This is a genomic window from Klebsiella huaxiensis (assembly GCF_003261575.2).
GTDB lineage: Bacteria > Pseudomonadota > Gammaproteobacteria > Enterobacterales > Enterobacteriaceae > Klebsiella > Klebsiella huaxiensis.
On the sequence record NZ_CP036175.1, the window covers coordinates 4,115,750 to 4,133,834 of the forward strand.

At 55.5% G+C, this 18,085-nt stretch carries 17 protein-coding genes; 3 read left to right on the plus strand and 14 right to left on the minus strand.

Features of this window, described 5'->3' with window-relative positions; genetic code table 11:
- Positions 1 to 14: 14 nt before the first annotated feature.
- The 5 genes from sucA to sdhC form a co-directional block, all read right to left on the minus strand.
- Positions 15 to 2,822: a 2-oxoglutarate dehydrogenase E1 component gene (gene sucA / locus DA718_RS19720; RefSeq protein WP_112214476.1), complete on the minus strand. Its 2,808-nt coding sequence runs from the start codon at positions 2,820 to 2,822 to the stop codon at positions 15 to 17.
- Between the two features lie 354 nt (positions 2,823 to 3,176).
- Positions 3,177 to 3,893: a succinate dehydrogenase iron-sulfur subunit SdhB gene (sdhB, locus tag DA718_RS19725; protein ID WP_110277308.1), complete on the minus strand. Its 717-nt coding sequence runs from the start codon at positions 3,891 to 3,893 to the stop codon at positions 3,177 to 3,179.
- A 15-nt stretch (positions 3,894 to 3,908) separates the two neighbouring features.
- Positions 3,909 to 5,675 (minus strand): succinate dehydrogenase flavoprotein subunit, encoded by a 1,767-nt coding sequence (sdhA, locus tag DA718_RS19730; protein WP_112214477.1) that lies wholly within the window; start codon positions 5,673 to 5,675, stop codon positions 3,909 to 3,911.
- A complete protein-coding gene (sdhD, locus tag DA718_RS19735) occupies positions 5,675 to 6,022 on the minus strand; it encodes a succinate dehydrogenase membrane anchor subunit (RefSeq protein ID WP_112214478.1) in 348 nt (115 codons plus the stop codon). The genes sdhA and sdhD overlap by 1 nt, the downstream gene beginning before the upstream one ends.
- On the minus strand, positions 6,016 to 6,420 hold the full coding sequence (gene sdhC, locus DA718_RS19740) for a succinate dehydrogenase cytochrome b556 subunit (RefSeq protein WP_167492800.1): 405 nt from the start codon (positions 6,418 to 6,420) through the stop codon (positions 6,016 to 6,018). The genes sdhD and sdhC overlap by 7 nt, the downstream gene beginning before the upstream one ends.
- A gap of 443 nt (positions 6,421 to 6,863) precedes the next feature.
- Between sdhC and DA718_RS31165 the strand changes: the two genes are divergently transcribed.
- Positions 6,864 to 6,968: a hypothetical protein gene (locus DA718_RS31165; RefSeq protein WP_420915780.1), complete on the plus strand. Its 105-nt coding sequence runs from the start codon at positions 6,864 to 6,866 to the stop codon at positions 6,966 to 6,968.
- A 211-nt stretch (positions 6,969 to 7,179) separates the two neighbouring features.
- Positions 7,180 to 8,463 carry a citrate synthase gene (gltA, locus tag DA718_RS19745; protein ID WP_110277311.1) on the plus strand — a complete coding sequence of 428 codons (1,284 nt, stop codon included), beginning with the start codon at positions 7,180 to 7,182 and terminating at the stop codon, positions 8,461 to 8,463.
- A 126-nt stretch (positions 8,464 to 8,589) separates the two neighbouring features.
- On the opposite strand, the gene nei is transcribed toward gltA, so the two are convergent.
- From nei to DA718_RS19785, 8 genes are read right to left on the minus strand one after another with little or no spacing between them, the layout of a single operon-like run.
- Positions 8,590 to 9,381, minus strand: a complete 792-nt coding sequence (gene nei / locus DA718_RS19750) for an endonuclease VIII (protein WP_112214479.1) — start codon at positions 9,379 to 9,381, stop codon at positions 8,590 to 8,592.
- A 16-nt stretch (positions 9,382 to 9,397) separates the two neighbouring features.
- Complete coding sequence (gene pcp, locus DA718_RS19755) at positions 9,398 to 10,042, minus strand: pyroglutamyl-peptidase I (protein WP_112214480.1); 645 nt, start codon at positions 10,040 to 10,042, stop codon at positions 9,398 to 9,400.
- A 9-nt stretch (positions 10,043 to 10,051) separates the two neighbouring features.
- On the minus strand, positions 10,052 to 11,047 hold the full coding sequence (locus DA718_RS19760) for a DUF979 domain-containing protein (protein WP_112214481.1): 996 nt from the start codon (positions 11,045 to 11,047) through the stop codon (positions 10,052 to 10,054).
- Positions 11,044 to 11,769 (minus strand): DUF969 domain-containing protein, encoded by a 726-nt coding sequence (locus tag DA718_RS19765; RefSeq protein WP_112214482.1) that lies wholly within the window; start codon positions 11,767 to 11,769, stop codon positions 11,044 to 11,046. The genes DA718_RS19760 and DA718_RS19765 overlap by 4 nt, the downstream gene beginning before the upstream one ends.
- Before the next feature lie 59 nt (positions 11,770 to 11,828).
- Positions 11,829 to 12,575, minus strand: a complete 747-nt coding sequence (gene pxpA, locus DA718_RS19770) for a 5-oxoprolinase subunit PxpA (RefSeq protein ID WP_112214483.1) — start codon at positions 12,573 to 12,575, stop codon at positions 11,829 to 11,831.
- Positions 12,565 to 13,497 carry a 5-oxoprolinase subunit PxpC gene (pxpC, locus tag DA718_RS19775; RefSeq protein WP_112214484.1) on the minus strand — a complete coding sequence of 311 codons (933 nt, stop codon included), beginning with the start codon at positions 13,495 to 13,497 and terminating at the stop codon, positions 12,565 to 12,567. The genes pxpA and pxpC overlap by 11 nt, the downstream gene beginning before the upstream one ends.
- Positions 13,491 to 14,147 (minus strand): 5-oxoprolinase subunit PxpB, encoded by a 657-nt coding sequence (pxpB, locus tag DA718_RS19780; RefSeq protein ID WP_110277318.1) that lies wholly within the window; start codon positions 14,145 to 14,147, stop codon positions 13,491 to 13,493. Before pxpB ends, pxpC begins: the two co-directional genes overlap by 7 nt.
- A 15-nt stretch (positions 14,148 to 14,162) precedes the next feature.
- Positions 14,163 to 14,906 (minus strand): type 2 GTP cyclohydrolase I, encoded by a 744-nt coding sequence (locus tag DA718_RS19785; RefSeq protein ID WP_110277319.1) that lies wholly within the window; start codon positions 14,904 to 14,906, stop codon positions 14,163 to 14,165.
- A gap of 270 nt (positions 14,907 to 15,176) precedes the next feature.
- On the opposite strand from DA718_RS19785, the gene dtpD reads away from it, so the two are divergent.
- Positions 15,177 to 16,658, plus strand: a complete 1,482-nt coding sequence (dtpD, locus tag DA718_RS19790) for a dipeptide permease DtpD (protein WP_112214485.1) — start codon at positions 15,177 to 15,179, stop codon at positions 16,656 to 16,658.
- On the opposite strand, the gene phrB is transcribed toward dtpD, so the two are convergent.
- On the minus strand, positions 16,627 to 18,069 hold the full coding sequence (gene phrB, locus DA718_RS19795; protein ID WP_112214486.1) for a deoxyribodipyrimidine photo-lyase: 1,443 nt from the start codon (positions 18,067 to 18,069) through the stop codon (positions 16,627 to 16,629). The genes dtpD and phrB overlap by 32 nt on opposite strands.
- Positions 18,070 to 18,085: the final 16 nt, after the last annotated feature.

An 18,085-nucleotide genomic window follows, 5' to 3' on the forward strand; every position in this document is an offset into this window, starting at 1 on the left:
TATGTATCCTTTAATTAATCGACGTTCAGCGCGTCATTGACCAGATCTTGTTGCTGTTTCTGGTGAACGGACAAGTATCCTACCGCCGGAGAGGCGGAGGCCGGGCGGCCTGCATAACGCAGAGAGGCCCCAAACGGAATCACTTCGCGGAAGTGATGCTGGCTGCAGTACCACGCGCCCTGGTTGAGCGGTTCTTCCTGGCACCAGACAAAATCATGCACGTGCGCATAAGGTTTCAGCGCTTCCTGTACCGCCTGATGCGGGAACGGATAGAGCTGCTCTACGCGAACGATAGCGACATCTTTTTGGTCGTTCTTACGGCGCTGTTCTAGCAGGTCGTAGTAAACCTTACCAGAGCACAGCACAACACGCTTCACTGCTTTCGGGTCGAGATCGTCGATTTCCCCGATAGCCGGCTGGAAGGTGCCGTTCGCCAGTTCGTCCATGCTCGACACTGCCAGCGGATGGCGCAGCAGAGACTTCGGCGACATCACGATCAGCGGGCGACGCATACCGCGCAGCGCCTGACGACGCAGCATATGGTAAACCTGCGCCGGAGTTGAAGGTACGCAGACCTGCATATTTTGCTCAGCGCAGAGCTGCAGATAACGCTCCAGACGCGCGGAGGAGTGCTCCGGCCCCTGGCCTTCGTAGCCGTGCGGCAGCAGCATCACCAGACCGCACATACGCCCCCACTTCTGCTCGCCGGAGCTAATGAACTGGTCGATAACCACCTGCGCGCCGTTGGCAAAGTCACCGAACTGCGCTTCCCAGATGGTCAGGGTGCGAGGTTCTGCGGTGGCATAGCCGTATTCAAACGCCAGTACCGCCTCTTCAGACAACACGGAATCCCAGACCTTAAAGTGGCCCTGGCCGTTATGGACGTGCTGCAGCGGCGTATAGGTTGAACCATTCTTCTGGTTGTGAATCACCGCGTGGCGGTGGAAGAAGGTGCCACGCCCGGAGTCTTCACCGGACAGACGCACGGAGATACCTTCATCTACCAGCGTGGCGTAGGCGAGGTTTTCCGCGCCGCCCCAGTCGAACAGCTTCTCACCGGCGGCCATTGACTGACGGTCGCCGTAAATTTTCGCCACGCGAGACTGCATCTCAACGGCTTCCGGCACCGTACTGATGCGCTTCGCCAGCTCGACCAGACGCTTAGGCTCAACTTTGTCCGGGTAGCTCTCATCCCACTCGTGGTTGAGGTACGGGGACCAGGTAAAGGAGTGCATGTTCATCGGACGCCACTCCTGCACCACGCATTCGCCAGCATCCAGCGCGTCGCGGTAGAGGTTAACCTGCTCGGTAGCGTCTTCCAGCGTCGCGACTTTATCGGCTTCCAGCTTGTCAGCGTAGATTTTGCGCGGCGTCGGATGCTTTTTGATTTTCTGATACATCAACGGCTGAGTTGCGCTCGGCTCGTCGGCTTCGTTATGGCCGTGACGGCGATAGCAGAACAGGTCGATAAAGACATCGCGCTTGAAGGTGTTGCGGAAATCCAGCGCCAGGCGGGTAACGAAAGCGACAGCTTCCGGGTCATCGGCGTTAACGTGGAAAATCGGCGATTGCACCATTTTACCGATATCGGTGCAGTACGGGGTAGAACGCGCATCCAGTGGGTTGGAAGTGGTGAAGCCTACCTGGTTGTTAATAACGATGCGGACGGTACCGCCCACTTCATAGCCGCGCGCTTTGGACATGTTCAGGGTTTCCTGAACCACGCCCTGCCCGGTGACTGCGGCGTCACCGTGAATGGTAATCGGCAGAACTTTGTTGCTGCTCGGCTCGTCCAGACGGTCGAGGCGAGCACGTACGGAACCAATAACCACTGGGCTGACGATTTCCAGGTGCGACGGGTTAAACGCCAGCGCCAGGTGCACCAGACCGCCTTCGGTTTCCATATCGGAAGAGAAGCCCATGTGGTACTTCACGTCGCCGGTGCCGAGATGTTCTTTATGTTTGCCGGCGAACTCGTCGAACAGGTCCTGTGGTTTTTTACCCAGCACGTTGACCAGTACGTTCAGACGACCACGGTGCGCCATACCCAGCACCACTTCGCGGGTGCCGCTCTTACCCGCGTGGCGGATAATCTCTTTGAGCATCGGGATTAACGCATCGCCGCCTTCCAGCGAGAAACGTTTTGCGCCGGGGAATTTCGCCCCGAGGTAGCGCTCCAGGCCTTCCGCAGCGGTCAGCTCGCTCAGGAAGCGTTTTTTCTCTTCGGCGCTAAAGCTCGCTTTGCCAGCTACCGACTCGATACGCTGCTGGATCCAGCGTTTTTCTTCGGTAGAGGTAATGTGCATGTATTCCGCGCCGATGGAGCCGCAGTAGGTTTGCTTGAGGGCGGAAACCAGATCGCCCAGCTTCATCGTATCTTTACCGATGGCAAAAGAACCTACGTTATAGATTTCCTGGAAATCGGCCTCGGTCAGATCGTGGTATGCCGGATCAAGATCCGCCACTCTCTCTTGCTGCCACAGCCCCAGCGGATCGAGATTCGCATGCTGGTGACCACGGAAGCGGTATGCGTTGATGAGCTGCAGGACTTTAACCTGCTTCACATTGGTGTCAGGGTCGGAAATCGAAGAAGTGTAACGTGAGGCATCCTTCGCCAGGCGGCGGAAATAATCACGCGTTTTGGAATGAAATTGATCCGGTTTGACTCCGGTGCCAGGTAACTGCTGGAACATAGAACGCCAGTTGGCGTCAACAGAGTCAGGATCGGTTAAGAAGTCTTCATAGAGCTGTTCTATCCAGCTCTGGTTAGAACCAGAGAGGTAAGAAGAGTCCAGCCAGGCTTTCATTGCGCCGTTCTGCATCGTGATCCCTTAAGCATTTATATGCTTATTTCGCCGTAGAAACTACCACGCACAGAAGTTGTACGTGCCGGGGTTCACTTTTTGCGGAGGAGTTGTGGTTTCGTCCGCTAAGGAACCTTTAAAAACTGCCATTAATCTTCGGCGTTCAGGCTGCGGTTGCGTTAGCTGCCTTCACTTACCCCGGTCACATAGTTCACTATGCTCCCGGGGATGCATTCAGTTGCCGCCTTACCTCGCTCTGAACGCCTTGATTACTGGTACATATTTGGCGGTTTTTAAAGATTTCCTGCTATCTGTCCCCTCTCCCTTTGGGAGAGGGTTAGGGTGAGGGGAACATCGCTCCCCTCTGACGACTTACGCACTGCGCTGTAACAGCATCGACTTAATATGGCCGATGGCGCGCGTCGGGTTCAGACCCTTAGGACAAACACTGACGCAGTTCATAATGCTGTGACAGCGGAATACGCTGAAAGCATCGCTCAATCCTTCAAGACGGCTGTCGGTTTCGGTATCGCGGCTGTCAATCAGGAAGCGATACGCCGCCAGCAGGCCTGCCGGGCCGACAAACTTGTCCGGGTTCCACCAGAACGACGGGCAAGACGTCGAACAACATGCGCAGAGAATACACTCGTACAAGCCATCAAGTTTCTCACGCTGCTCTGGCATCTGCAGATGCTCGCGAGCCGGAGGATTTTGCCCATTATTCAACAAGTAAGGCTTAATCTTCTCATATTGTGCATAGAATTGCCCCATGTCTACAACCAAATCGCGAATAACCGGCAACCCTGGTAGCGGACGGATAACAATTTTCTTACCAGGCTTATTCAGCGCGGAAATAGGTGTGATGCAGGCCAGACCATTTTTGCCGTTCATGTTCAGGCCGTCGGAGCCACAAACCCCTTCACGGCAGGAACGACGGAACGACAAAGACGGATCTTTTTCTTTCAGCTGCATCAGCGCATCGAGCAGCATCATGTCGCGACCTTCTTCCGCTTCCAGGGTGTAATCCTGCATATGCGGAGCATCGTCTACGTCCGGGTTATAACGATAAACTGAAAACTCGAGTTTCATATTCCTGTCTCCGCATTAATAAGTACGAATCTTCGGCGGGAATGCCGGACGCAGTTTCGGTTCCATATTGACTTGACGTCGCGTCATGGATTCCGATTCTGGCAGATACAGGGAATGACACAGCCAGTTCGCATCATCACGATCCGGATAGTCGAAGCGGCTATGCGCGCCACGGCTTTCAGTACGGAAGTTTGCAGATACCGCAGTGGCGTAAGCGGTTTCCATCAGGTTATCCAGCTCCAGGCACTCAACGCGCTGGGTGTTGAACTCGCTGGAAGTGTCATCCAGACGGGCATTTTTCAGACGCTCGCGGATAGCTTTCAGTTGCTCAAGACCTTTCGCCATCGCATCACCTTCGCGGAATACCGAGAAGTTGTGCTGCATACATTCTTGCAGCGCTTTGCGGATTTCGACCGGGTCTTCACCGTTACGGTTACCGTTCCAGCGATTCAGACGTTCCAGAGAAGCATCGATTTCTTCATCCGTTGCATCGCGCAGAACGCCCTGTTCGGCAATAGATTCTTGCAAATGCAGACCGACCGCGCGGCCAAAGACCACCAGGTCAAGAAGCGAGTTGCCGCCCAGACGGTTAGCGCCGTGGACCGATACGCAGGCGATTTCGCCTACCGCAAACAGCCCCGGAATCACCACGTCTTCGCCCTGCTCGTTGACGGTCAGTGCCTGGCCGCTTACTTTGGTCGGAATACCGCCCATCATGTAATGGCAGGTTGGAATGACCGGAATCGGCTCTTTCACCGGGTCAACGTGGGCGAAGGTACGGGAGAGCTCAAGGATACCCGGCAGACGGGATTCGAGAACTTCTTTACCCAGATGGTCGAGTTTCAGTTTCGCGTGCGGGCCCCATGGACCGTCGCAGCCGCGGCCTTCGCGGATTTCGATCATGATGGAACGCGCCACCACGTCACGACCCGCCAGGTCTTTCGCATTCGGGGCATAGCGCTCCATAAAGCGCTCGCCGTGTTTGTTCAACAGGTAGCCACCTTCACCGCGGCAGCCTTCAGTGACCAGAACCCCTGCCCCGGCGATACCGGTTGGGTGGAACTGCCACATCTCCATATCCTGCACCGGAACACCAGCGCGGATAGCCATGCCAACGCCGTCACCGGTATTGATATGCGCGTTGGTGGTGGACTGGTAAATACGGCCTGCGCCGCCGGTCGCCAGCACGGTTGCGCGGGCTTTGAAGTAAACCACTTCACCGGTTTCGATACACAGGGCGGTACAACCGACCACGGCGCCATCGGCGTTTTTCACCAGATCCAGCGCATACCACTCAGAGAAAATAGTGGTGTGGTTTTTCAGGTTCTGCTGATACAGCGTGTGCAGTAAGGCGTGACCAGTACGGTCAGCCGCCGCTGCGGTACGTGCCGCCTGCTCGCCGCCGAAGTTTTTCGACTGGCCGCCAAACGGACGTTGATAGATGGTGCCATCGTCGAGACGAGAGAACGGCAGGCCCATATGATCCAGTTCAAGAATCGCTTCCGGACCGGTTTTGCACATATATTCAATGGCGTCCTGGTCACCAATATAGTCCGACCCTTTTACGGTGTCGTACATGTGCCATTCCCAGTTATCTTCATGGGTATTACCGAGCGCCACGGTGATGCCACCCTGTGCGGAAACGGTATGGGAACGGGTCGGGAAAACTTTGGAGAGCAGCGCACAGGTCTGGCCGCTCTGGGAAATTTGCAGCGCCGCACGCATACCTGCGCCACCGGCACCAATAACAACTGCATCAAATTCTCTGACAGGCAATTTCATTACACACCCCACACCACAACAAATCCATAAAGAACGTAAGCCACCAGCGCAACAACGATCAGTAGTTGCAGAATTAAGCGTACAGCCAGTGGTTTAACGTAGTCCGTTAACACCTGCCACATACCGATCCAGGCGTGGATCAGAATGGATACGAGAGCCAGCAGGGTGAAGACTTTAGTGAACGCGGAGGAGAAAAAACCCGTCCAGACTTCCCATGAAATTTCACCCGTGGTGGCAAAGAAGCCGACCATGTAGATGATGTATAGGGTGAGGACGACGGCGGTAGCACGGACCAGAATAAAGTCATGTACGCCGTTGCGTCCTAGTGCTGAGGCGTTGCTTACCATACGAGGACTCCTGCGAGAAGTGAAAGCACGACAGTAATAACAAAAGAAATCTTGGCGGAGCGTGTCCCTACTTCGAGGGTTTCTTCAAGATAGCCAAAATCCATAAGCAGATGGCGAATGCCTACCACTGCGTGATAAGCCAGCGCGGTTAAAATGCCCCACATGATGAACTTCACAAAGAAGCTATTCATAATGGATGCCGCAGTGAGGAAACCTTCTGGAGAGGAAAGGCTGGTGCCCAGCAACCAAAGCAGAATCCCGACCGCCACAAAAGTGATCACTCCGGATACGCGATGGAGAATGGACGCTATCGCCGTGATTGGGAACCGGATCGTTTGGAGATCCAGATTGACAGGTCTTTGTTTTTTCACATTTCTTACCATGAATAACGCCCACATGCTGTTCTTATTATTCCCTTTGGATTTCGCGTTACAGGAAGGCGGCAAGTCCGGGAAACCCGGTAGCATAGATAACTATGTGACCGGGGCGAGCGGGCGCAGCCAACGCACCTGAAGCGTGAAAGACTATGGGATTTCCTTCCTCCGGTCTGCTTGCGGGTCAGACAGCGTCCTTATCTATAACCTGAAGTCATATTAAAACTCCTTTTCAAGAGTTCAAACCTGACAAAATAACGCTGGGTGGCTCGGGATTGCAGGGTGTTCCGGAGACCTGGCGGCAGTATAGGCCGTTCACAAAATCATTACAATTAACCTACATATAGTTTGTTGGGTTTTCTCCCGAACAGTGATCAATGTCACGATAACAACATATTTTTAAAATTTAATCATCTGATTTGACAAATATTAAACATTATTGTTACAACCATTACCAGATAAATGCGATGATAGGCAAAAGTTATGGGGTCACTCTTTTACCTGCGAATAAGTTATGTAACAGTGAGAGAGTATTGACCGATGTAATCAGGACAGTTATTAGTGGTATATAGTTTATAAAATTCGGGCTGCTAAAACGCTGATTTGCTGTTGTTTCAACGTAGACTGAAGACTTACCATCAAGCGCCCTTGCTCTGTACCCTGCCCTTTTCGCGACGCAGAGCGATGTGCAACATAACAAACTGGTAACGTCATCTGCTACGGGCCGAATGCAAATCCACCACCCGGCAGCCTTAAGCAATAAAGGCGCTAAGGAGACCATAAATGTCTGATGCTAAAGCAAAAATCACCCTGGGTGGTGATACTGCTATTGAACTGGATGTGCTAAAAGGCACTCTCGGTCAGGATGTTATTGATATTCGTAGTCTTGGTTCAAAAGGCGTATTTACTTTTGACCCTGGTTTCACCTCAACCGCATCATGTGAATCTAAAATCACCTTTATCGACGGTGATGAAGGTATCCTGCTGCACCGCGGTTTCCCGATCGATCAGTTAGCGACCGACTCCAACTACCTGGAAGTGTGCTACATCCTGCTGAACGGCGAAAAACCGACCCAGGCTCAGTACGACGAATTCAAAACTATCGTTACCCGCCACACCATGATTCACGAGCAGATCACCCGTCTGTTCCACGCATTCCGTCGCGACTCTCACCCGATGGCCGTGATGTGCGGTATCACCGGTGCGTTGGCTGCGTTTTATCACGATTCGCTGGATGTGAATAACCCACGCCACCGCGATATCGCCGCATTCCGCCTGCTTTCCAAAATGCCGACTATGGCGGCGATGTGTTACAAGTATTCAATCGGCCAGCCTTTCGTTTATCCGCGCAATGACCTCTCCTACGCGGGTAACTTCCTGAATATGATGTTCTCCACGCCGTGTGAAAAGTATGAAGTGAACCCGATACTGGAACGCGCCATGGACCGTATCCTGATCCTGCATGCCGATCACGAACAGAACGCCTCAACATCCACCGTGCGTACCGCTGGCTCTTCTGGCGCGAACCCGTTCGCCTGTATCGCTGCGGGTATTGCTTCCCTGTGGGGACCGGCACACGGCGGCGCCAACGAAGCGGCGCTGAAAATGCTGGAAGAGATCAGCTCGGTTAAACACATTCCGGAATTTGTGCGTCGTGCGAAAGACAAAAATGACTCTTTCCGCCTGATGGGCTTTGGTCACCGTGTTTATAAAAACTATGACCCGCGCGCCACCGTGATGCGTGAAACCTGCCATGAAGTGCTGAAAGAGCTGGGTACCAAAGACGATCTGCTGGAAGTAGCGATGGAGCTTGAGCACATTGCGCTCAACGACCCGTACTTCATCGAGAAGAAACTTTACCCGAACGTTGATTTCTACTCCGGTATCATTCTGAAAGCGATGGGCATCCCATCTTCCATGTTTACCGTTATCTTCGCGATGGCGCGTACCGTGGGCTGGATTGCACACTGGAACGAAATGCACACCGATGGCATGAAAATCGCCCGTCCACGTCAGCTGTACACCGGCTACGAAAAACGCGATTTCAAAAACGATATCAAATACTAAGCCTGATATTTCGAAGATAAAAAACGCGCCTGATGGCGCGTTTTTTTATGGCTGACAAATTTCACCTGGCTGGAATTGCCCGGTGGCGGCTAGCGCCTTACCGGGCCTACGAAAACAGGCATATAGCTAGTGCTGACACCCCGGACACCAGTAAAACGGTCGCGACGACAGCATGGTTCTCTCGATAATCCCGCCGCAGCGCTCGCAGGCTTCCCCTTCACGATGGAAAACCTTAAAACGAAACAGCGCGCCGTGATGCTTATTTTCATCCACCAGACCGCGCGTGTTGTAGGACAAACGCGGGATATCGAGCAGCGCGTGGGCCAACGCATCAAGCTGTTTGTCATCCAGCTCAGAGGCTTTATGACGCCCGGTTAATCCCACCTGCCAGAGGATCTCAACGCGCAGATAGTTCCCCAATCCCGCAAGAAACGCTTGATCCAGCAGCAGCCCGGAGAATTGACGGTTGCGAAATTTCGTCGATAGAAGCCGCTCTTTGACCTGTTCAACAGTGAGGGTCATATCGAGCACATCCGGCCCCACCCGCAGCAAGAACGGATGCTGAGCGAGCTGTTCCGGGGTCAGCATCTCAATATCGGAGGCGCTATAGAGCAAAATGGCCTTGTGCGCCGTCTGTAGCCTGACGCGCAGAATGCGGGTCGTCTCTGGCTGAGACTCAGCCTCGACCACCCGCCAGACGCCGTACAGCTGATTATGGCTATAAAGCGTCAGCCCACCGGAGAAATGAGTCAACAGCGCCTTACCGCGAGTTTCAATGCGCGTGACCTGCTGACCGACCAGTTGAGATTGATAAGATTGTAATTGCGGAAAGGCGAACCACGCTCGCGTGAGGGGTTCGCCTTTGATCGCCGCCTCCAGGCTATCCGCCGCACGACGGATTTCCGGGCCTTCCGGCATAATCATGTCCTTCTGTTTAGTGCGTGGCGCCGCCACCGATTTTCACGTCATCGCCCTGTTGCAGGGCAACAGCGATAGCCGTTTCCAGCGCTACGCGTACCGTATCTACCGCCATGCTCGCTTCACCAGGATGAGCCGCAGCCTGCTCCGGCAGATAGGGAATATGGATAAAGCCGCCCTTTGCGCCTGCCTTTGCACGCAGTCCATGCAACAGACCGTACATCACATGGTTGCAGACAAAGGTTCCCGCCGTTTGCGACACCGATGCAGGGATCCCACGACCACGCAGCGCGGAGACGATCGCTTTGATCGGCAACGAGCTGAAGTAGGCCGCCGGACCATCGGCAACAATCGGCACGTCGATCGGCTGCAAACCTTTATTGTCCGGGATCCGCGCATCATCGACGTTAATCGCCACCCGTTCGACGGTAATATCGACGCGTCCTCCCGCCTGCCCAACGGCAAGGGTCAAGACGGGATCCAGCTCATCCAGCGCGGCATTTAATACCGTGAGGGCTTCGCCAAAAACGCACGGCAGCTGCCGCGCCACCACAGGCTGTCCGGCAATGATAACGCCATCCAGTTGCTTTACCACTTCCCACGAAGGGTTAACCGCCTCGCCGCCAAACGGCTCGAAACCGGTAATCAATACACCAGCCATGATCCCTCCTTACAGGAACATCAGGAAATAGAGCAAAAAGACGTTAACGGTAAGCAGCAGTACGCCAGTCGGTATCTGCGCCTTAATGACCGCATTTTTATCCGGCAGATCCAGTAACGCTGCCGGAACGATATTAAAGTTGGCCGCCATTGGCGTCATCAGGGTGCCGCAATAGCCGGAAAACATACCAATCGCCGCCATCACCGCCGGGTTACCGCCATGCTGAAGCACCAGAATGGGAATGCCGACCCCTGCGGTAATAATGGGGAACGCGGCAAAAGCGTTACCCATGATCATCGTCAGCAGCGCCATGCCAATGGTATAGACGGCAACGGCGATAAACCGGCTGTCTACCGCCAGATAGTTCTGCGTCAGCCAGGAGATGCTATTGCCAACGCCCGCAGCGGTAAACAGCAGCCCGAGAACCGCGAGGATCTGCGGTAAAATAAACGCCCAGCCGACCGAATCCAGCAGACGACGCGCCTCCTGTAACGGTTGCGCTGCCGTTTCATGGGTCATTCGAATAGCCATCGCCAGCCCGATCAACGTTCCGAGCGTCATTGAGAAGAGAGTAATCAGCGTAGAGTGGTTACCCGTGCCAAATACCATCACTTGTAACGACGGCAAATTGTTAAACAATAAAACACCGACGACCGTCACCACCGGAATCGCCAGTGCCGGATAGAACAGCCGGTTACCGAGGCGGGTCGCGCTCTCAGTACGCTCTTCAGGCGAACGTTGATGATATTTTCCCAGCTTCACGCCGCCAAAACCGGCAATCAGTGCCAGTACCACGACCACGCAGCCAACGGCAATATTTACGGTGCGTTTATCGCCGAACAGTTGGTATGTCCAGTCACCAAACAGGAATACAACACCGTACAGACCCCAGAACAAACCGGTAGTCAGACGGCGCGGATTCGCTTTGTCCCGCCATGACATCACCGCCACAATCAGCAAAATGACGCCCGCAAGCCAGTAGAGATAGTTTTGTTGGAAGTTCATGCCGCACCGCCTTCAGTCCGGCCAGCATTGATCTTCTTCAATTCACGCTGTATCTGATGATCCAGCCGCCACAGGCGCGCGGAGTGAATCAAGAAGGCGCAGACCGCCGTCGGGATCCCCCACAGGGCGATATGCAGCGGTTCGGTCTGAATACCGCCCGACTCCAGCATGAAGTTATGCATAAAGATAATCGCACCGAAGGCGACGAAAATATCCTCACCGAAAAATAAGCCGACGTTATCGGTCGCGGCCGACATGGCGCGTAAACGATAGCGAATTGCGCCGGGCAGCGGCCCGTGGACTTTCTCTGCAGCCCCCTCCGCCATCGGCGCCAGCAGCGGGCGCACCATTTGGGGATGACCACCCAGGCTGGTCAACCCGAGCGCGGCGGTCACTTCACGGATAAACAAGTAGACGATAAGCAGACGACCAGATGTAGCGCTTTGGATCTTCGCGATCCACGCCTGCGCTCGTTCTTTCAGGCCGTGCCGCTCCAACAGGCCAATAACCGCCAACGGCAACAGCAGGATAAGCGGTAGGTTGCGGGTATTAAGGAACCCTTCACCCAGCTTTTCAAGAATGGTGGCAACCGGCATATGGGCCGCCAGACCGGTGACGATGCCGGAGATAATCACCACCAGCACCGGGTTAAAACGCAAAACGAATCCGACCACGATCGCGGCAATACCGATCAACGGCCAGAGGGATACTGACTCTCCCATAGTAACATCCTGTATGTTGTGAATTGTTGTTTGTTGTTAACTAACTGATAATATTGTTTTTATTCTTCTATTTCAGCGCTGACCTGTATATTGCGCCCGGCAAACGCCGCACGCAAGCGGCGCGCAAAAACTAATGCATGTTCCCCATCGCCATGTAAACAGACGGTTTCTGCCATCACATGCGCCCACTCTCCGGTAACGCTGCGTACCCGATTGTGTTGCACCATTTCCAGGGTCTGCGCCAGCGCCTGCTCTTCACTATCGATAAGCGCCCCTGGCTGCGTGCGCGGTACCAGGTTGCCATCAGCCTGATAGCCGCGATCGGCAAAAACTTCCTGCCGCGTGGTCAGGCGATAGTGCTGCCCGGCGCGGATCAGTTCACTGCCCGCCAGCCCCACCAGCACCAGCGCCGAATCGAGATCGCGGACAGCTCTGGCGATAGCGTCCGCCAGCTGCGGGTCTTTTGCCGCCTGGTTGTAGAGCATACCGTGAGGTTTGACGTGCTGGAGCGTGCCACCTTCCGCACGAACCATCGCCGCCAGCGCACCAACCTGATACAGCGTCTGCGCATAAACCGTCTCCGGCGGCAACTGCATGGCCGTACGGCCAAAATTCTCCCGGTCAGGAAAGCTGGGATGCGCCCCCACGGCAACGCCGTACTTTAGCGCTTCCCGGACGCACTGATGCATCATCACGGCATCCCCTGCGTGGAAGCCGCAGGCGATATTGGCGGACGAGACCAGTTGTAATAACGCACTGTCGTTACCACAGCCTTCGCCGAGGTCGGCATTCAAATCAATTTTCATCGTTCAGTCTCCACGCCAGTTGCTCCAGATAACGCTGCTGATCGGCGCGGGCTTTCAGCGCCTCTTCCAGCGTACAAGGGACAAAGTGAATCGGTTGGCCGAGCGGTATTTGCGCCAGCTGATACATATCGGCTTCGATAATGCTGGCAATGCGCGGATAGCCGCCGGTAGTCTGCGCATCGTTCATCAGCACGATAGGCTGGCCGTTATGCGGAACCTGCACCACGCCAGGCAGCAGGCCGTGGGAAAACATCTCCCGATTGGTGGTACGCACCAAAGGCTGCCCTTGCAGGCGATAGCCCATCCGGTTGCTCTGCGGGCTAAGCTGCCACGGCGAGCGCCAGAAAGCTTGCTGCGACGCGCGATCAAACTCATGGTACTCCGGACCCGGCAAGGCACGGATCCAGTTACCCACGGGCAACTGTTTTACGCCACGCGGTGCGCTGAACTGCTTCGTCGATTTCCCCAGTTTTAGCTGGTCACCATCCTGCAATCGTCGCCCCTCAAGGCCGCCAATTCCCACTTTCAGATCGGTACTGCGCGAGCCGAGGACTTTCGGTACCGCAATCCCTCCCGCCACCGCCAGATAGCTGCGAATGCCGATCCGCGGCGTTTTGAGCACCAATCGTTGACCCGCTTTTGCTGCCACGCGCCAGCCCAGCCAGACCGGTTGACCATCCAGCGTCGCTTCGCAGGCGGCACCGGTCAATGCAAACCAGGCATCGCGGGCAAACTGAATATCCACCTGGCCCAGGGTGATTTCCAGCGCTGCGGCGTTAGCCCCATTACCGACCAGCAGATTGGCGATAACCAGCGCCGGTTTATCCATCGCGCCGCAGCGGCTGATACCCAGCTGGCGTAACCCTTCACGCCCGCCGTCCTGTACCGAGGTATACATCCCGGCACGGATAATCTTCAACATACACCCTCCTTTTGCGGCACGAAACGCACCCTGTCACCGGAACGCAGCAGCACCGGTTCCTTGCGCTTCGGATCAAACAGCGCCAGCGGCGTATGGCCCAGAAGCTGCCAGCCGCCCGGCGTGGCCAGTGGGTAGATCCCGGTTTGCGCCCCGCCGATACCGACAGAACCGGCGGGTACCAGCAGACGCGGCTCCGCCCGACGCGGCATCGCCAGCTGCTCCGGCAAGCCGCCAAAGTACGGGAAGCCCGGCTGGAAGCCGAGGAACCACACCACGTACTCCACCGACGAGTGCAGTTCAACCACCTGCTTTTCGCTCAGGCCGCTGTGGCGAGCCACCTCTCCCAGATCCGGCCCCCCTTCGCCACCGTAAACCACCGGAACCGAAATCTCCCGCGATTGCGGCTCAAGCGTGTCACACTCCTCCCACCAGAGCTGCAAACGCTCAATCGCATCCCACGCCGTCCGCTGGGGGTTACGCAATATCACGGTAATGTTGTTCATGCCCGGAACAGCTTCCACCACCTCGGTATGACCAATCAGCCGCTGGGCTAAACGCCAGATCCGTTTCTGGCTCTCCAGCGTCACCGGAGGTTCAAGCTCCAGTACCACTGCCGTTTCACCTAACAAATAACAACGCGCTCGCTGCACTTTTGCCTCCGTTCATCAAGCCGGGTTCGGAATATCAATAAACGTGACATCCAGTTCGGTGTTTTCCGTCAACCATTCGCTTAACGCGCGAATACCGCCGCGCTCGGTGGCATGATGACCAGCGGCATAGAAATGCAGCCCCTGTTCGCGCGCCGAGTGGATGGTCTGCTCCGAAACTTCACCGGTAATAAACGCATCAACGCCAAAACGGGCCGCGCTATCGATAAAGCTCTGGCCGCCGCCGGTGCACCACGCCACGCGGGTCACTTTGTCCGGCCCGGTATCACCACTCCACAGCGGTTTACGCCCCAGCCGTGCTTCAATCCACGAGGCCAGCTCCAGCCCGGATACCGCCATCGACAGTTCGCCCCACGGCACCAGCGGCTCGATTTCGCCCATCACATTAATGCCAAGTAATGAAGCCAACTGAGCGTTATTACCCAGCTCCGGGTGAGCGTCGAGCGGCAGGTGCCAGCCATAGAGGTTGATATCGTTAGCCAGCAGCGTTTTGAGGCGGTTGCGCTTCATGCCGCGAATAATTGGCGATTCGCCTTTCCAGAAATAACCATGATGAACAATCACCGCATCGGCCTCCAGGCGTACGGCTTCATCAAGCAGCGCCTGGCTGGCGGTCACGCCGGTCACGATTTTTTGCACCGTCTCGCGCCCTTCCACCTGTAACCCATTGGGGGCGTAATCGCTGATGGCCGCGCTATTCAGTTTTTCATTAATCAGTTGTTCCAGTTCGCTATTTTTCATTATCGCTCCATCAGGTCTTCGTGTAATGCAAAGGAATAACATAGCGTTATCCGCCCGCTCCGTCGATAGTTCTGCCGCTTCGGCGTCTGTTTTGACTTTTAGCAAAAACCCGCGATTTGTCTACTCCCTCCTACGCGCATTCGTGTATATTTATGCACTATTACAGCATATTAAATAACCAGAAAGCCTATAAGGCCATGAATATCACTAGTTGATGGCTATTCATGCAGAAAGATCGACTTTCCTTTTTATGGCAGGACAGAACGTTAAATGAACACATCATCTTCACAGCCGCGGGCGATTTATTACGTCGTCGCGCTGCAAATCTGGGAATATTTCAGTTTTTACGGTATGCGCGCACTGCTGATTTTGTATCTCACCAATCAGCTTAAGTATGACGATAACCATGCGTACGAACTGTTCAGCGCCTACTGCTCTCTGGTTTACGTTACCCCTATTCTCGGTGGTTTTCTGGCCGATAAGCTGCTCGGCAACCGCATGGCGGTGATGATTGGCGCCCTGCTGATGGCTGTCGGTCATCTGGTGCTCGGTGCCAGCGAAGTGGCTCCCACCTTCCTCTATCTGTCGCTGGCGATTATCGTCTGCGGCTACGGGCTGTTTAAATCCAACGTCAGCTGTCTGCTCGGCGAACTGTACGAACCCACCGATCCGCGTCGCGATGGCGGCTTCTCGCTGATGTATGCCGCGGGTAACGTGGGGTCGATCATTGCGCCAATCGCCTGTGGCTACGTGCAGGAAGAGTACAGTTGGGCAATGGGCTTCGCCCTGGCGGCAGTCGGGATGATCGCCGGGCTGGTCATTTTCCTTTGCGGTAATCATCACTTCCGTCACACCCGGGGCGTGAATCGCGAAGCGTTGCGGGCGCGGAATTTCGTGTTGCCAAACTGGGCCTGGCTGCTGGTACTGCTGGTCACGGCACCGTTGTTGATTACCGTGCTGTTCTGGCAGGAGTGGTCGGTGTATGCGCTGATTGTGGCGACGATTATTGGCCTGACGGTTCTGGCGCGTATCTACCTGCGTGCAGAGACTGCCAAACAGCGTAAAGAGCTGCGCCTGATTATGGTGCTGACCTGCTTCAGCCTGCTGTTTTGGGCATTTGCGCAACAGGGCGGTAGCTCAATCAGCCTGTATATAGACCGCTTTGTGAACCGCCATTTTATGAGCTACGAGATACCGACGGCGATGTTCCAGTCGGTTAACGCCTTTGCAGTCATGCTCTGCGGGGTCGTGCTGGCGTGGCTGGTGAAAGAGAATATCAACGGCAACCGTACCGTGCGTATCTGGGGCAAGTTCGCGCTGGGCCTCGGCCTGATGAGCGCCGGTTTTTGTATCCTGACGCTGAGCGCGCGCTGGTCGGCGGCTTACGGGCAATCCTCAATGCCGCTGATGGTGCTAGGGCTGGCGGTGATGGGCTTCGCCGAGCTGTTTATCGACCCGGTGGCGATGTCGCAAATTACCCGTATTGAGATCCCTGGCGTGACCGGCGTACTGACCGGCATCTATATGCTGCTCTCCGGGGCCATCGCCAACTATCTGGCGGGGGTGATTGCCGACCAAACCTCACAAAGTTCGTTCGACGCCGCCGGAGCCGTTAACTACTCCATTAACGCCTATATCGAGGTGTTCAGCCAGATCACCTGGGGCTCGCTGGCCTGCGTCGGCCTGGTGCTGGTTATCTGGCTGTACCACTCGGTGAAGGTCAGGACTCGTCGTCTGGCGCTGGAGTCTTAAGTTCTCTGGCGGCTTCCCAGGCCGCCAGCGTCTCCAGCCGCGCCTGTTTGTGATCGACAATCGGGCGCGGGTAATCCAGCGTCACACCATTTTTCTCCGCCCACTGCCACGGCTGGTGCACCGCTTTCTCCGGCACATCGGCCAACTCCGGCAACCAGTGACGAATAAACTGCCCCGCTTTATCAAACCGCTCTCCCTGGGTCGTCGGGTTAAAAATGCGGAAATAAGGTGCAGCATCGGTGCCAGTTGACGCCGCCCACTGCCAGCCGCCATTGTTCGCCGCCAGGTCGCCATCAATCAGCTGTTCGATAAAGTAGCGCTCCCCCAGCCGCCAGTCGATACGCAGATCTTTGACCAGGAAGCTGGCAACAATCATTCGCAAGCGATTATGCATCCACCCTGTGGTATTGAGCTGACGCATCGCCGCATCGACAATCGGGAAGCCGGTCTGCCCGCGCTGCCAGGCCTGAAGCGCGGATTTATCATCCAACCACGCCACGTTATCGGTCCAGGCGATAAAAGGTCGTCCTTTACACAGGTTCGGGTAGTAAACCATCAGATGGCGATAAAACTCGCGCCAGATAAGTTCGTTGAGCCAAACCGCCCCCGCTTCCCCCTCCAGCGCTCGCGGTTGCTCCACCAGCAGGCGATGCAGGCACTGACGCGGTGAAAGCACGCCAACCGCCAGGCATGGCGACAGTCGGCTGGTCCCCTCGATGGCCGGAAGGTCGCGCTGCTCATCATAATCGGCGGCCTTCTGCTGGCAAAAACGGCGTAGCTGATTGATAGCGGCTTTTTCATCCGCAGCAAACAGGTCGCTATCAAACGGCGTCTGCGAATAGTCTATTTTCACTTCAGCCGTTGCATCTATTGCCCCACCGGCGCGAGCTTTCGGCGCAGCAACGCACTCCGGCAGCGCCTCCTGCAAACGGCGAATAAAGGCATTTTTAAACGGCGTAAACACCTTATACATTTCGCGATTGCCGGTCAGCACGCTGCCGGGCGGTAGCAACACACTGTCATCAAAACCCTGACATATCACGCCTTGTAAGTTTTTCTCGACTAACGCATCGCGCTGGCGTTCATTAATTTCATACTGGTAATTGTAGAAAAGATGGCTGACCTGCTGCCGCTTACAGACTTCAGATAGCAGCGTCACGCTGGCGGCGAAGTCCTCCGCATGTTCAATGAGCAGCGGGATCCCCCGCTCGGCCAGCGCCATTTGTAAGCTATCAAGATGACTGACAATAAATGCTGCCTGACGCGACGCCATGCCGTGCTGACGCCATTGTCCCGGCGTGGCGATAAACAACGCCACCACGCGAGCATGAGGATCGCGACAGGCAGCAGCAAGCGCCAGGTTATCGTGAACGCGCAAGTCCGCGCGAAACCAGACCAGATGGGTGGCCATAAAACTCCTGCAATCA